General features: G+C 68.3%; 14 protein-coding genes. 4 read left to right on the forward strand and 10 right to left on the reverse strand.

The window, feature by feature from the left end; all coding sequences use genetic code 11:
- Positions 1–171: 171 nt before the first annotated feature.
- On the reverse strand, positions 172–600 hold the full coding sequence (locus tag PX554_RS21005) for a CBS domain-containing protein (protein WP_093226303.1): 429 nt from the start codon (positions 598–600) through the stop codon (positions 172–174).
- A 78-nt stretch (positions 601–678) separates the two neighbouring features.
- On the opposite strand from PX554_RS21005, the gene PX554_RS21010 reads away from it, so the two are divergent.
- Positions 679–960, forward strand: a complete 282-nt coding sequence (locus PX554_RS21010; protein ID WP_093226301.1) for a hypothetical protein — start codon at positions 679–681, stop codon at positions 958–960.
- A gap of 3 nt (positions 961–963) precedes the next feature.
- Here the strand turns inward: PX554_RS21010 and PX554_RS21015 are convergent, their stop codons facing one another.
- From PX554_RS21015 to hisS, 6 genes are all read right to left on the reverse strand, one after another.
- Positions 964–2,475: a DUF4139 domain-containing protein gene (locus tag PX554_RS21015; protein WP_275504442.1), complete on the reverse strand. Its 1,512-nt coding sequence runs from the start codon at positions 2,473–2,475 to the stop codon at positions 964–966.
- Complete coding sequence (locus PX554_RS21020) at positions 2,475–3,902, reverse strand: DUF4139 domain-containing protein (RefSeq protein ID WP_275504443.1); 1,428 nt, start codon at positions 3,900–3,902, stop codon at positions 2,475–2,477. Before PX554_RS21020 ends, PX554_RS21015 begins: the two co-directional genes overlap by 1 nt.
- A gap of 193 nt (positions 3,903–4,095) precedes the next feature.
- Entirely contained in the window at positions 4,096–5,049 is a 954-nt protein-coding gene (locus tag PX554_RS21025) for a DUF4167 domain-containing protein (protein WP_275504444.1), read from the reverse strand.
- A 263-nt stretch (positions 5,050–5,312) separates the two neighbouring features.
- Complete coding sequence (prmC, locus tag PX554_RS21030) at positions 5,313–6,137, reverse strand: peptide chain release factor N(5)-glutamine methyltransferase (protein WP_275504445.1); 825 nt, start codon at positions 6,135–6,137, stop codon at positions 5,313–5,315.
- A gap of 90 nt (positions 6,138–6,227) precedes the next feature.
- The gene (prfA, locus tag PX554_RS21035; RefSeq protein WP_275504446.1) at positions 6,228–7,301 is read right to left on the reverse strand and encodes a peptide chain release factor 1; all 1,074 of its coding nucleotides are present in this window, start codon (positions 7,299–7,301) and stop codon (positions 6,228–6,230) included.
- A gap of 219 nt (positions 7,302–7,520) precedes the next feature.
- On the reverse strand, positions 7,521–8,750 hold the full coding sequence (gene hisS, locus PX554_RS21040) for a histidine--tRNA ligase (RefSeq protein WP_275504447.1): 1,230 nt from the start codon (positions 8,748–8,750) through the stop codon (positions 7,521–7,523).
- Between the two features lie 71 nt (positions 8,751–8,821).
- On the opposite strand from hisS, the gene PX554_RS21045 reads away from it, so the two are divergent.
- The 3 genes from PX554_RS21045 to ppa all read left to right on the forward strand — a co-directional run bounded on the left by PX554_RS21045 (position 8,822) and on the right by ppa (position 12,024).
- Positions 8,822–9,463: a DUF1345 domain-containing protein gene (locus PX554_RS21045; protein ID WP_275504448.1), complete on the forward strand. Its 642-nt coding sequence runs from the start codon at positions 8,822–8,824 to the stop codon at positions 9,461–9,463.
- Positions 9,464–9,525: 62 nt separating this feature from the next.
- Positions 9,526–11,433, forward strand: a complete 1,908-nt coding sequence (locus tag PX554_RS21050; protein WP_275504449.1) for a M61 family metallopeptidase — start codon at positions 9,526–9,528, stop codon at positions 11,431–11,433.
- Positions 11,434–11,469: 36 nt separating this feature from the next.
- A complete protein-coding gene (ppa, locus tag PX554_RS21055) occupies positions 11,470–12,024 on the forward strand; it encodes an inorganic diphosphatase (RefSeq protein ID WP_093226291.1) in 555 nt (184 codons plus the stop codon).
- 98 nt (positions 12,025–12,122) lie between these two features.
- On the opposite strand, the gene PX554_RS21060 is transcribed toward ppa, so the two are convergent.
- Genes PX554_RS21060 through PX554_RS21070 form a run of 3 tightly spaced genes read right to left on the reverse strand, consistent with a single transcriptional unit; the run spans position 12,123 to position 13,836 of the window.
- Positions 12,123–12,473, reverse strand: a complete 351-nt coding sequence (locus tag PX554_RS21060; protein WP_275504450.1) for a TfoX/Sxy family protein — start codon at positions 12,471–12,473, stop codon at positions 12,123–12,125.
- Positions 12,473–12,952 (reverse strand): GNAT family N-acetyltransferase, encoded by a 480-nt coding sequence (locus PX554_RS21065; RefSeq protein WP_275504451.1) that lies wholly within the window; start codon positions 12,950–12,952, stop codon positions 12,473–12,475. The genes PX554_RS21060 and PX554_RS21065 overlap by 1 nt, the downstream gene beginning before the upstream one ends.
- Positions 12,949–13,836 carry a DMT family transporter gene (locus tag PX554_RS21070; RefSeq protein WP_093226286.1) on the reverse strand — a complete coding sequence of 296 codons (888 nt, stop codon included), beginning with the start codon at positions 13,834–13,836 and terminating at the stop codon, positions 12,949–12,951. The genes PX554_RS21065 and PX554_RS21070 overlap by 4 nt, the downstream gene beginning before the upstream one ends.
- Between the last annotated feature and the right edge of the window lie 109 nt (positions 13,837–13,945).

Raw genomic sequence — 13,945 nt, forward strand, 5'->3', positions numbered from 1 at the left:
GTCGGCCACCGCTGCGGTGACACCCCTCTAGGACCACACCCCAATACCGTCAAACACTTTTTGCAGTTTTTTGACGATACGCCCCAAAACACACGGATTTCCGCCATTTTCAACGTGACACTACCGAGTCATGGTAGCCCGAATCGGGTCATGCGGCGATTCGGACGCCCTTCAGGCCGACTGGATGTAGCTGCGCATCGCTTCCGCATCGGCTTCGATCCGATCGATGCGATATTTGACGAGATCGCCGATCGAGATGAAGCCGATCATCCGTCCGCCCTCGACCACCGGCAGATGCCGGATGCGCCGGCGCGTCATCAGCGAGAGCGCGCCGAGCACCGCCTCGTCGCGTGACACGGTGATCGCCGGCGCGGTCATCACATCGCCGACCGGGTTATCGAGCGCCGCCGCACCCTGCGCGGCGAGCGCGTGGATCACATCGCGTTCCGAGAAGATCCCCGCCACGGCATCGCCGTCGAGCACGGGCACCGCGCCGATACGCTTTTCGGCGAGCAGCCGCGCCGCCTCGGCGACGGTGGTGGTTCGCGGAACCGCGGTGACGTCGGCGCTCTTGGTTTGCAGAATCGCTTCGATGGTCATGGCATCTCTCCTCGGCATACGCGCTTTGCGGGTTTGGCCGTGCTTGAGAAATCCTCCTTTCGGGCGCAAAGCGCAAGCATGGACGAGCACCCGCATGGCCTCGACGATCCGGCGGCGGCCGCCTTCGCCTGGGCGCGCTTCCGACGCATCCTGCTGTGGATGGGCGTGGTCGCAGTCGTGTTCATCGCGGCGGCGGTCTGGGCGCTACAGGCGACCTACGGCCCGCTGTCGTTCATCGCCATCCTCGCGGTGGTCGGCGGCGCGGGCGGATCGATCATGCTGGCGGCGGCGCTGATGGGGCTGGTGTTCCTCAGCTCGGGTACCGGCCATGACGAATCGGTCGATCGCCGCGAGACGTGAGGCTCACGCTTCGTCGATCTGCCGGTAGCGCAGGGTGACGCTCCCGTTCGCGGGTACGGTGACGGGCATGCGCAGCGTGCCGTCGCGGCGGAGCAAAGGCACCGAGGGTTTGCGGATCCGCGCGGGCACCGCATCGATCTCGGCCTCGAAGCGGATCGGTCGCGGCGTGGCATTGCGCACGACCAGCCCGTAATCCTCCCAATGCTTGCCCGTGGCGAGGTGCGTCGACTCGACGCGCACCTCGGTCGCGGTGGCGAAATCGATCTCGACATCCTCGCCGATCGCCTTGTCGGTGACCGCCCCCTCGCCGATCAGCAGCCGCGTACGCCCGTGCGGCGCGAACACCGCGACCGGGCCGGCGGGAAGCGGCACGCCGAGCCCACGGTCCGCGCGGTTGGTCGCGCGCAGCACCATCCGCACCGCGCCGGGATCACCGTCGCTCAGCCGGACGCGGTAGAGCAGATCGACCGGCACACCGCCGCGATCGAGCAACGCGACCTGCTTCTGCGCCATCGCCGCGACATTGGTGCGATCCGGCACGCGGTACAGCTTGAGGTCGCCGAGATCCTGCTGCTTCACCATGCGCTTGGCGCCGGTCACAACGATGTCCATGGCACGCTCCATAGCCATCGGCGCGGGCGGTGGAGGCGGGGGTGGTGGTGGTGGGACACTCTGCTCTACCGGCTCTTCCGGTTCGGACAGGCATTGCAGTACGAGCGATGGCACACCAAGCCCGCCCGGATACGGCGCGCTGTCCTCGCGCTTGACCTTCCCCGCCACCACCATCGTCTCGGCATCGGGGAAGCTCGTCACGTCGCCGCTCGCCAGCGTCACCCACGCCAGCAGATCGGCGCTCGCGCCATCGGGCCGCAGCGTCGCGACGTAATTGGCCTGCCAGTCGAACCCCCAGGCGAGATAGGACAGCGTCAGCGTCACCGTGCGCGCGGCAGGCGAATCGACCTGAACCGACAGCGTCGGCGTGTCGGGCAGCGCCGGCGGCACGCCGTGGTAGCCGATCGCATCCGCGCCGCCGTGGCAATCGACCGCCTCGAACCCCGCCGCCGTCTGGACGATCGCGGCGCCATCGGGGCCGGAGCGGAGGATGCCCGCCTCCTCGACCAGGCGCTTGCCGGTGCGGCGGCGGATCGTCACCGGGCGGCCGAAGCTCGCGCCATACAAGGTGCGCGGCGACAGCAGGTCGGCATCGAGGTTCTTCTCGCGTACCCCTTCCGGCAAGCCGCTGACGATCGCGCTTTCCGGGAGGATGCCCGCCGCCACGCCCTTGAAGCGGATCACCGCGCGCCCGGCCGGCACGGTCACCGTGCGCTGTTCGGTGATGAGCGCATAGCCGCGCAACCACCCGCGATCGATCGCGGTGTCCGGGGCACGCTCGGGCGCGCGGTAGATCGTCACCGCGAGCTTCTGCGGCGCGGCCGAATCGATCGCGGGCGCGTCCTGCGCCGCCGATGGCGTGGCGAACGCAACCAGCACCGCCGCCAGCGCGCACGCGCGCATCAGTAGCGCGTGTCGAAGGTCGCGGTCAGGCTCGCCGATCCGTTGGCGGGCACGGCGACATGCCAAACCGCCTCGTCGGCATCGGCGCGCTCGCTCTTCTGGCTTTCGTCCACGATCCGCGTGTCATGCCACCAACTGTCGAGCCCGGCCTGCGCCAGCTCCACCGTCACACCCTCGGCGCGCGCGTTGGTGACCGTGTAGCGCATCGTCGTGCGCCAGCGCGTGTCGCCGACCTTCTCGCGCTTCTCGACGACGGGCAGGATCTTGACGTCGAACGCCTCGCCTGTCTTGAGCGCGAGCGCGGAGCCCATCGGCGTGTGCGGGATCGCGCTTTCGCCGATGAACTGCGGGCTGCCGCGCACGTCGCGCATATAGACGCGCACCGTGCCGGCGGGCAGCGCATCGCCGAGCCCGCCGTTCTTCGACGACGAGAATTTCAGCACGGTATCGACGCTCGCCGCCTCGTCACGCTTGCCGAGCCAGGGGTTGCGGTAGAAATAGACCTTGGCGGCGGGCACGCCGGCGGCGTTGAGGAAGCTCACCTGCTTGGTCTGCGCGCTGGCGATCGTCGTGCGTCCGCTGAGCGGATAGACGTAGAAATCGCCGAGTTGCTCGCGTCCGCTCGTCTCGGTGCCGGGCTGGCTGCCGCGCGGGGGCCGAGGCACGCCGAAGCGGTTGGGGCGATAGCCGTCATCCTGGCCGTCACCGACCGTCCCGGCGACCAGCAGCGTGCGCGCGTTGGTGAAGGTGGTGCCGCTGGTGTTCGACAGCGTCACCCAGCCCTGCACGTCGAGCTTGCCGGCGCGCTCATCGAACAGCGCGACGTAATCCGCCTTCCAGCCGAGCCCGCGCGACAGATAGCTGAGCGTCACCGGTCGCGCGCCCGCCGCCTCGGCATCGAGCGTGATCGACAGCGTCGGCCGCGCGCGCAGCCCCGCCGGCAGCGACGGGAACACGACATGCGCATTCTCGCCCAGCACCTCGATACGGTTGCCGATCTGGACGATCGTGCCGCCATTGTTGGCGAGCACGCGCGCGCTCTCGCGGGTTTCGGCGCCGGTGGCGGGGTTGGTGCGCACCACCGTCACGGTTTGGCCGACCGCTTTGTCCATCAGCTTGCCGGGCGAGAGCAGGTCGTAATCGAAATTCTGCTCGACGATCGCCGCGCCGGGCGCGGCAAGCGTCACCGTCTCGGGGCGGATTCGCGCCGAGACGTCGGGGAACTCCTGCCGGCTCGTCCCGCGCGGCAGCGTGATCCGCCGCGTGTCCTGCACGAGCGCGAGATCGTTGGCGTAGATCGTGACCGAAACGTCGCCCTGCGCGCTGGGGCTGGAAGCGGCGGCGGGGCCGGGCGCGTCCGGGGCGGTCTGCGCGATCGCGGGTGCGGCGACCAGTGCCAGCACCGCCGTCGAAACTCCAAGCCGCATCGCTTTCTCCCCCGTTCGCGCCGCCAGCGCTACGCTAGGGCCGCGACCGGACGATGACAATGCGCGCCAAACGGCCCGAAGCGCCCCCATGACGCCGTTCGCACCGAGCGCAGTCGAAGTGCGTGCCCCAGCCGCACCGACCCGCCCCCACGCCGATATGCTCAGCATCAAGGCGCGACGGGCGGGTTCGTCGTTATGCCTGGACCGGCTCGGTCGCGGGCGGACGGCCGCGGCGGCGGCGCGGCTTCTCGGCCGGCTCGGCGTCGGCATCCGCGACCGGCGCGGCGTCCTGAACCGGCGCCGCCTCCGCCGGAGCGGCGCTGGCGGTGAGCGAGGGCGGCAGCAACCCGGCGTCGAAGATCGGCGCGGGCTCCGCCTCGACCGGGGCCGTGCGGCGCGGGCGCCCGCGACGGCGCGGCTCGGCGGCGGGCGCCTCGGCGGCCGGGGTCTCGGGCGCGGGCGTCACCGCCGCGACCACGACCTCGGGCTGATCGGCGGAAGCGTGTTCTGCGGCCTGCTCGACCAGATCAGGTTGCTGCCCGGCGCGCGGCGCGTCCTCGCGCGCGTCCCGGCGGCCGTCCTGGCGCCCATCTTGACGGTTGCCATCGCGCTGCGGGCGGCGATCGTCGGCGAAGCGTTCCTGGCGCGGCTGGCGCTCGGGGCGGTCGTCGTCGGACTGGCCGTTGCCGTTCCGCTGGCCGCCGTTCGATCCGTTCTGGGCGTGGCCGTTGCCATTCTGGTTGCCGTTGGGCTGCTGACGCGGCGGCTGCGATTGCTCGCCGCGGATCGGCTCGCCCTCGTCCTCGTAATCCTGCTCGTCCTCATCGAACGTGTTGGCACCGCCCAGGCGGCGCCCCTGTCCCTGCGACGACGGGTTGGTCTCCTCGAAACGCGCGCGCGTCTCGGCGAGTACGCGGAAATAATGGTCCGCGAACTGGAGATAATATTCGGTGTTGACGCGGTCGCCCTGCATCTGCGCGTCGCGCGCGAGCGCCTTGTATTTCTCAAGGAGCTGCGCCGCGTTGCCGCGCGCCCGATTGTCGATACGGTTGCCATTGTCCTGGCCGCGGCCCGGATTGCCACCCTGCGAGCGCTGCTGCTGCCCGCCACGACCGCGACGACGGCCGGCTTGACGATTGTTAATCAACTGCTTTTTGTCCTGTCCTTCGAAACCAAACCGGCGTGTGCTCCACGAGTATGTGAATGCATGCCCCTGGCCATTCCGACACAGACCAAGTCTGGCGGAGAGAGCCTGCCACGATCGCCGGACCACAGCGATTTCATGACGAAGGAGGCGGGCAACATCCCGATATCGACCCGACTACGGCGAAATCGTATGCCCCAATAGCCGTGCAATAGCGGCTGACGCACGATAATCCAAGCGGAATATTGTTTCCGTTCGGAGACGTTTCAAGACGCGATCAGCGCGCGCGCGTGCCCGGCGAGGTCGCGCCGCAGCGCCACCGCGAACCCGGCGGCGACGAGCAGTTCGGAAACGGCGTCGGCCTGCGTCGCGCCGATTTCGAGGATCGCCGCCCCGCCGGGCGCGAGCAACGGCGCGAGCTGCGGAACGATCACGCGATAGTCGTCGAGGCCATCCTCGCCCGCGAACAACGCCGCGCCGGGTTCATGATCGCGCACCTCGCGCGGCAGCGGTTCGTGCGTGCCGATATAGGGCGGATTGGCGAGGATCAGGTCGAATGTGCCGTCGACCCCCGCCGCCCAGTCGCCAAGCCGGAAATCGACGCGATCGGCCATGCCGAGACCCAGCGCATTGCGCCGCGCATAGTCCAGCGCCTGCGCGGAGGCATCGACCCCCAGCCCGCGCGCCCGAGGCCAGTGATCGAGCGCGGCGAGCAGCAACGTCCCCGGCCCGGTGCCGAGATCGAGGATACGCGCCGGCGCGCGACCACCGAAATGGTCGATCGCCGCCTCGATCAGCGTCTCGCTGTCGGCACGCGGCACCAGCACGCCGGGGCCGACCGCAAGCTCGATCGTCCAGAACGCGCGGGTGCCGGTGATATAGGCGATCGGCTCGTGGGCCAGCCGGCGGTCGAGCAGCGGCGCGAACGCATCGGGCGCCGGCGCGTCGAGGTGATTGAGCAACATCGCCTCGCGGGTGAAGCCGAGCGCATGCGCCATGAGCAGTTCGGCATCGAGACGCGGCGTTGCCGAAACATCGGCAAGGTCACGTGCGGCTTCGGCGAGCGCGACGCGAACTCCCCTCCCGTTCACGGGAGGGGTCGGGGGAGGGCCTGTCAAAACGAGAGCGGCCCGTATGCGGACACGCCCTCCCCTAACCCCTCCCACGCGTGGGAGGGGAACTCACCCATCGAGCGACGCCAGCCGATCCGCCTCATCCTCGGCGATCAGCGCGCCGATCAGCTCGTCCATCTCGCCCTGGAGGATTTCGGGCAGCCGGTGCAGCGTCAGGTTGATGCGGTGATCGGTCACGCGTCCCTGCGGAAAATTGTAGGTGCGAATTCGCTCGGAGCGGTCGCCCGATCCGACCATCGACTTGCGCGCGCCCGCGCGCTCCGAATGGAGCCGCTCACGCTCCATCTCGTACAGCCGCGTGCGCAACACCTTCAAAGCCTTGGCCTTGTTCTTGTGCTGCGATTTCTCGTCCTGCTGGATCACGGTCAGCCCGGTCGGGATGTGGACGATCCGCACCGCCGAGTCGGTGGTGTTGACCGACTGGCCGCCCGGCCCCGACGATCGGTACACGTCGATCCGCAGATCCTTGTCGTCGATCTTGATGTCGACGTCCTCCGCCTCGGGCAGCACCGCCACTGTCGCCGCAGAGGTGTGGATGCGCCCGCCCGCCTCGGTGGTCGGTACGCGCTGGACGCGGTGGACGCCGCTTTCGAACTTCAATCGCGCGAACACGCCCTTGCCCTCGACCGAGGCGATCGCCTCCTTGAAGCCACCGCTTTCCGAGGACGACGCCGAGATCAGCTCAACGCGCCAGCCCTGACGCTCCGCATAGCGCTGGTACATGCGGAACAGGTCGCCCGCGAACAGCGCCGCCTCGTCGCCGCCGGTGCCGGCGCGGATTTCGAGCATAGCCGCGCGCTCGTCGGCGGCGTCGCGCGGCAACAGCGCGAGCGCGAGCGCGCGTTCCGCCTGCGGCAGCGCGGTGCGGATCGCCTCGCTCTCGTCGCGCGCCATCTGCTTCAATTCGGCGTCGCCCTCGGCCTCCATGCCCGAGAGCTCATCGAGTTCGGCGCGCAGCCGCCGCACCTCGCCCGCCGCGCGCGCGACCGGTTCGAGTTCGGCATATTCCTTCGACACCGCGACGAACCGCTCGGACGAGAGATCGCCGGTCGCCATCTGCGCCTGCAACTCATCCCGCCGCGCCTCGATCTGCGCGATCCGCTCGGGGGAGATGGTGGTCATAGCGCCGCCGTCCACCCCCGCCGTTCTCCCGCGAAAGCGGGAGTCCAGGGTCGCGGGGCGCAGCGCGTGCGGCTCTGGCCCCCCGCTTTCGCGGGGGAACGGCTGGAGGCGATCATGCCCACCTCTCCGTCACCCCAGCGAAAGCTGGGGTCTCACGCGGCTCGCGCGCGCTTCGAAACACAAAGACCCCAGCGTGCGCTGGGGTGACGAGCGCGGACATCACAGCGCCGCCAACACGTCGGCGATCTTCGACTCGCCGCCGTCGATGACGCGCGCATTGGCCTTGGTCGCGCCCGCGTCGATGCTCAGTTGCACGATCTCCGCAGGCGCCAGCTTGAGCGCCTTGTCATGGCGTTTGCGCGGCGAACCGCTCGCCACCAGCGTCGTGACATGCCCGGCGCGGCGCAGCGCCGCGGTCAGCGCGAGCGCGGCGGCATAGGCTTCGTCCTGCTCGACGACGACGGCGACGTCGAGCGCCTCAACCGCCGGCGCCTCGATCAGCATCGCCAGCCGCTCGATCCCGGCCGCCCAGCCGACACCCGGCGTCGGCGGTCCACCAAGGCTCTCGATCAGCCCGTCATAGCGACCACCGGCCAGCACAGTCCCCTGCGCACCCAGCCGATCGGTGACGAACTCGAAGGCGGTGTGGCGGTAATAATCGAGCCCGCGCACCAGCCGCCCGTTGCGCGTCCACGCGACGCCAGCCGCATCGAGTCCCTTGGTCACACTCTCGAAGAACGCGCCCGCCTCGGCGGTCAGGTAATCGTCGATCCCCGGCGCGGCATCGGCGATCGGCCGGTCGCGCGGGTCTTTCGAATCGAGGATGCGCAGCGGGTTCTTCTCCAGCCGCGCGAGACTATCCTCGCTCAATTCCCCGCGATGCGCCTCGAAATGCGCCACCAGCGCCGCGCGCCACGCATCGCGCGTCGCCGCGTCACCGAGCGTATTAAGCTGGAGCGTCACGCCCTCGGCGATACCGAGTTCGTGGAGCAACTGGTCGGCGAGCACGAGCAGTTCGACATCCGCCGCCGGCTCGGCCGCGCCGATCACCTCGGCGTCGATCTGGTGGAACTGGCGGAAGCGTCCCTTCTGCGGGCGCTCGTAGCGGAACACCGGGCCGTGCGTGGCGAGCTTGAGCGGCGCATATTGCTGCCAGCCTTCGGTTAGATACGCGCGCGCGATGCCGGCGGTGAACTCGGGGCGCAGCGTCAGCGAATCGCCGCCGCGATCCTCGAACGTGTACATCTCCTTGGAGACCACGTCGGTCGTCTCGCCGAGCGAGCGCGCGAACACGGCGGTGCTCTCGAACACCGGAATTTCGAGCCGCTGGAAGCAATACAGTTTCCGAACGCGCTCGAACGTCTCGACGACGTGCGCGAAGCGGCGCTGCTCCTCGCCGAAGATATCCTGCGTGCCGCGGATGCGTTTTGGGGTTTCGATGCGTGCCATAAAGCCGCGTCCTCTAGGCCCAAGCCGCGCGCTTGAAAAGCGGTGGCGGAAGCGGCTACCGCTTGGCCGTCATGAAGCGCCTCAACCTCGGCCACACCGTCGCCCCGCCGCGCTTCATCGCGTTCGGAATCGTGTTCGTGATCGGCCTCGCCACGGCGATCCCCGCGCTGGGCTGGAGCCGTGGCGCGATGGCGGCGTTCGACGCGGCGAGCCTGGTGTTCCTCATCCTGGTCTCGTCGCTGCTGCGCAACATCGAGATCGACCATATTCGGCGCTCCGCGCGCAACAACGATGCCAATCGCGCCGGGCTGCTCGTGCTGACGGGCGTGACGATGCTCGTCATCCTCGTCGCGGTCGCCAAGGAATTGCAGGGCAAGAATGATCTCAAGATCATCGCGCTGGTGATCGCGACGCTGGTGCTGGCGTGGCTGTTCTCGAACACCGTCTACGCGCTGCACTATGCGCACCTCTATTACAGCGAGGCGGCGGGCAAGGATTCGGGCGGGCTCGACATCCCCGAATGTGACGAACCCGATTATTGGGACTTCCTCTATTTCAGCTTCACGCTCGGCATGACCTTCCAGACCTCGGACGTTCAGATCACCTCACGCCAGCTCCGCCGCGTGGCGCTCGGCCACAGCCTCGCCGCCTTCGTGTTCAACCTCGGCGTTCTGGCCTTTACCATCAATACGTTAGGAAACGCCGGGAACTGACTGGACGAGGGTAAGGAAGCCGCGCTACGCTCGTAACGCAATTCCCTTTTCCGCTGGATTTCATGCACCGCACACTTGCCCCGCTCGCCCTCGGCGCCCTCGCCGTCCTCCCCGCTCACGCCGAAAACTCCAAGCCGCAGCCGGTGCCGTTCACGGACACCATTCCGGCCGCGCGCGACGTCGCCTTCCCCGGCACGGTGACGCTCGACATCGACGCGACCGACACGCGGCGCGGCATCTTCACGACGCATGAGACGATCAGCGGCGTCTCGGCGGGGCATATGGTGCTGCTGTTCCCGAAATGGCTCCCCGGCAGCCACTCGCCGACCGGCCAGATCGACAAGCTCGCCGGGCTGCACATCAGCGCGAACGGGCAGGAGATCGCCTGGACGCGCGACCCGGTCGATGTCTTCGCCTTCCATATCGACGTGCCGCAGGGCGCCAGCGCGCTCGACATCAAGCTGCAATTCCTGTCCGCGACCAAGTCGGATCAGGGTTCGATCGTGATGTCGCAGAACCTGCTGCGGCTCCAATGGAATTCGATGAGCCTCTATCCCGCCGGCTATTTCACCCGGCAGATCCCGGTGCAGGCGACGGTGAAATATCCCGAGGGCTGGACCGCCGCCTCGGGCCTGCCGTCCACCGCGAGCGGATCGACCTATCGCTACCAGCCGACCAATTACGAGGTGCTGGTCGATTCGCCGGTGCTCGCCGGGCGCTATTACAAGAAATGGGCGCTGTCGCCGCGCGTCAATCTCGACGTGTTCGCCGACAATGCCGCCGAGCTCGCCGCCACGCCCGAGCAGATCGCCGCGCACGAACGCCTCGTCACTCAGGCGGTCAAGCTGTTCGGCGCACAGCATTACGACACCTATGAATTCCTGCTCGCCATTTCGGACCAGATCGGCGGCATCGGCCTCGAACACCATCGCTCGTCGGAAGACGGGGTCAAGCTCGGCTATTTCCTCAACTGGAAGGACGGCCCCGGCCCGCGCAACCTGCTGCCGCACGAATATACCCATAGCTGGGACGGCAAGTTCCGCCGCGGCGCCGAGCTGTGGACCCCCGATTTCCGCGCGCCGATGATCGACAATTCGCTGTGGGTGTACGAAGGCCAGACGCAATTCTGGGGTTATGTTCTCCAGGCGCGCTCGGGCATCGTATCGAAGCAGGACACGCTCGACATGTATGCGTCGATCCTCGCCGCGCTCGACAACCGGCCGGGGCGGAACTGGAAGCCGCTGATCGACACCACCAACGATCCCACGATGTCGCAGCGCCGCCCGCGCGGCTGGGTGAGCTACCAGCGCTCCGAGGATTATTACAACGAGGGCCTGCTGGTGTGGATGGAGGTCGATTCGATCCTCCGCCGCGAATCGAAGGGCAAGAAATCGATCGACGATTTCGCGCGCGCGTTCTTCGGGCTGACCGACGGCGATTACGGCGAAGTCACCTACACGTTCGACGATGTCGCCAAGACGCTCGACCAGATCGTGCCGTATGATTGGGCCGGGCTGCTCCACAAGCGCCTGACCGAGACCGGCGCGCCCGCGCCGATCTCCGGTTTCGCCGCCAACGGCTATAAGCTCGTCTATACCGAGGAGCCCTCACCCGCTTCGAAGGACAGCGAGAAGACCCGCAAGATCACCGATCTCAGCTATTCGCTTGGGGTGACGATCGGCAAGGACGCCGAGATCACCGCCGTCGGCTGGAACACGCCCGCGTTCAAGGCGGCGCTGACGCCGGGCGACACGATCGTCGCGGTCAACGGCGCGGCCTATACCGATGCCGGGATCAAGGCCGCGATCACCGCCGCCAAGACAAGCTCCACGCCGATCGCGCTGATGGTCAAGCACGGCACCGCGATCGACACCGTGACCATCGACTATCATGGTGGCCTCCGCTATCCGCATCTTGAAAAGATCGGCTCTGGAGAGGGTGGTCTGGATCGCTTGCTGCAACCGCGCTAACGCCCGGCCATCGACCAACAGGGACAGGATATACGAATGCGGATCGACATGATTCCCACCGGCAAGAACCCGCCGGAAGACCTCAACGTCATCATCGAAGTTCCCGTCGGCGGCGAGCCGGTGAAATATGAATTCGACAAGGCCAGCGGCGCGCTGTTCGTCGATCGCATCCTGCACACGCCGATGCGCTATCCGGCCAACTACGGCTTCATCCCGCACACGCTCTCGCCCGATGGCGATCCGCTCGATGCGCTGGTGGTCGCGCGCTCGCCGTTCATCCCCGGCTGCGTGGTGCGCGTCCGCCCGATCGCCGTGCTCAACCTCGAGGACGAAGCCGGCGGCGACGAGAAGCTGCTGACCGTCCCGGTCGATGCGACCTTCCCTTATTACAGCAAGATCGGCGAAGGCAGCGACCTGCCCGAGATCGTGATGCAGCAGATCGAGCATTTCTTCACCCACTATAAGGATCTCGAGGCGAAGAAGTGGGTCCGCGTCGGCCAGTGGCTGGGCGCGGAAGATGCCCGCCGCATCGTGATCGAATCGATCGAGCGCTACAAGCAGGCGAACCAGAAAGAGCCGTCGGCCGTCTAATCGACTCCTCGTCGCCCCGGCGCAGGCCGGGGCCGCTGCATAATTTGGCGGGCCGCGTGCCCCAAACACAGCGGCCCCGGCCTGCGCCGGGGCGACGGTTATGTCTTCCGCATCTTCACCGGCGCACGCCGGCTCGCCGCGATCGCCAGGCCGGCCCAGTCGCGCATCGCATCGGCATCGTCATACACGTCGTCCGGCGCGCGCCGGTAATTGATCGACTGCACCTTGCCGCCGTCGCGCGTCACCGCGAACCGCTCGGCGCCGATCGCATCCCACGCGGCATCGCTCTCGGCATCGGCCTTGAACCACAGCGCATCGAACGCGAGGATCGCGAACGCGAGGCCGTCACAATAGAGCGCGGCGCCGCCGAACATCCGCTTGCGGCTGATCGCACCGAGCGGCGCACAGGCCTCCGCCACCCACTCGGCCAGCCCCTCGTCGACCGCCATCAGCGCCCCGCCAGTTTCGTCAGCGCCTCCCCCGAGACGCGCTGCACCGTCCACGCGTCCATCGCCTCGGCGCCGATCCGGCGATAGAGTTCGACGGCGGGCGTGTTCCAGTCGAGCACCCACCATTCGAACCGCGCGCAGCCGCGATCCACCGCCACCCGCGCGAGTTCGCGCAGCAGCGCCGATCCCGCCCCCGCCCCGCGCGCGCCCGGCGTGACGTAGAGATCGTCGAGCCAGATCCCGCGCACCCCGGTCCAGGTCGAAAAATTGTGATAGAACACCGCCATGCCCACGCGCGCGCCATCGATCTCGGCGATCAGCGCCTCAGCGGCCGGACGCGCGCCGAACAAGGCTTCGTGCATCAGCGCCTCGGTCGCGACCACCGCCTCGGGTTCCTTCTCGAACGCGGCGAGCTCACGCACGAACCCCAGGATCGTCGGTACGTCGTCGGGGCGGGCGAAGCGGATCGTCACGGTCACAGGCTGGTCTCCAATGCGGGTGGGCGCAGGCGGGCACGCAGGCCGCCCACGCAGCCGGCGATGATGAGCGCCGCGCCGGCCAGCGTATAGGACGACAGCCGCTCCGAAAACACCAGCCAGCCGAGCAGCGACGCCCAGACGAACGCGGTATATTCGCTCGGCGCGAGGTCGCTCGCGCGGCCGCGGGCATAGGCCCAGGAGAGCAGCATCAGCGAGGTCGTCGCCAGCGCCGCCGCGCCGACCAGCGCCGGCCAGTGCCGCGCCGCCGGCGCGGCGGCGAACAGCGGCGCGGCGGCGAGGAGGATCACCGCGACGATCGCGGTCTGGAAGAAGGCGATCTCGACCGGGCGGGCGACCTGCGCCTGTTGCCGCATCAGGATGATATTCCACGCATAGCACAGCGCCGAGCCGAGCACCGCAAGCGATCCCGGCACCGCCTCCGGCCCGATCTCGGCGCGCGCCTGCCCTGAGACGATGATCGCTATCCCGGCGAGCGCGACGCCCGAGCCGATCAGCGCGCTACGCCCGATCCGCTCGTGCAGCAGCAGCGCGGCGAGCAGCAAGGCGACCAGCGGCGCGACGAAGGTCAGCGCCACCGCCTGCGCCATCGGCACGCGCGCGAGGCCCCAGAAGAACAGGATCGTCATCGCCGCCGAGATGCCGCCGCGCAACAGATGCACGCGCAGCACCGCGCGCGCCGGCCAGGGGGTGCGCGCGCCCACGAAGATCGCGCCGGTGATGACCGTCCCGGCGAGGCTGCGCCACAGGATCGCGTTATACGCCCCGATCGCGAGCGAGAGCCCCTTCATCACCGCGTCCATCACCGAGAACACCGCGATCCCGAGCGTGGCGACGGCAAAAACAAGGGCGGGCGGCGGCTTCATCACGCCGCCGTGTAGCGGTGTGGCGGGGGAAGGTCAGCGAGAAATGGCGACGGGAATCATCAGCACGGCTTATCAGCTTTACGCCGTTCGTGCTGAGCGAAGTCGAAGC

The sequence above is a fragment of the Sphingomonas pollutisoli genome (genome assembly GCF_029167165.1).
GTDB lineage: Bacteria > Pseudomonadota > Alphaproteobacteria > Sphingomonadales > Sphingomonadaceae > Sphingomonas > Sphingomonas pollutisoli.

What these genes read in the sequence shown, in the direction of transcription:
- PX554_RS21005 (WP_093226303.1), bottom strand. Translation starts at nt 600, where the DNA reads ATGACCATCGAAGCGATTCTGCAAACCAAGAGCGCCGACGTCACCGCG.
- PX554_RS21010 (WP_093226301.1), top strand. Translation starts at nt 679, where the DNA reads ATGGACGAGCACCCGCATGGCCTCGACGATCCGGCGGCGGCCGCCTTC.
- PX554_RS21015 (WP_275504442.1), bottom strand. Translation starts at nt 2,475, where the DNA reads ATGCGCGCGTGCGCGCTGGCGGCGGTGCTGGTTGCGTTCGCCACGCCA.
- PX554_RS21020 (WP_275504443.1), bottom strand. Translation starts at nt 3,902, where the DNA reads ATGCGGCTTGGAGTTTCGACGGCGGTGCTGGCACTGGTCGCCGCACCC.
- prfA (WP_275504446.1), bottom strand. Translation starts at nt 7,301, where the DNA reads ATGACCACCATCTCCCCCGAGCGGATCGCGCAGATCGAGGCGCGGCGG.
- hisS (WP_275504447.1), bottom strand. Translation starts at nt 8,750, where the DNA reads ATGGCACGCATCGAAACCCCAAAACGCATCCGCGGCACGCAGGATATC.
- PX554_RS21045 (WP_275504448.1), top strand. Translation starts at nt 8,822, where the DNA reads ATGAAGCGCCTCAACCTCGGCCACACCGTCGCCCCGCCGCGCTTCATC.
- PX554_RS21050 (WP_275504449.1), top strand. Translation starts at nt 9,526, where the DNA reads ATGCACCGCACACTTGCCCCGCTCGCCCTCGGCGCCCTCGCCGTCCTC.
- ppa (WP_093226291.1), top strand. Translation starts at nt 11,470, where the DNA reads ATGCGGATCGACATGATTCCCACCGGCAAGAACCCGCCGGAAGACCTC.
- PX554_RS21060 (WP_275504450.1), bottom strand. Translation starts at nt 12,473, where the DNA reads ATGGCGGTCGACGAGGGGCTGGCCGAGTGGGTGGCGGAGGCCTGTGCG.
- PX554_RS21070 (WP_093226286.1), bottom strand. Translation starts at nt 13,836, where the DNA reads ATGAAGCCGCCGCCCGCCCTTGTTTTTGCCGTCGCCACGCTCGGGATC.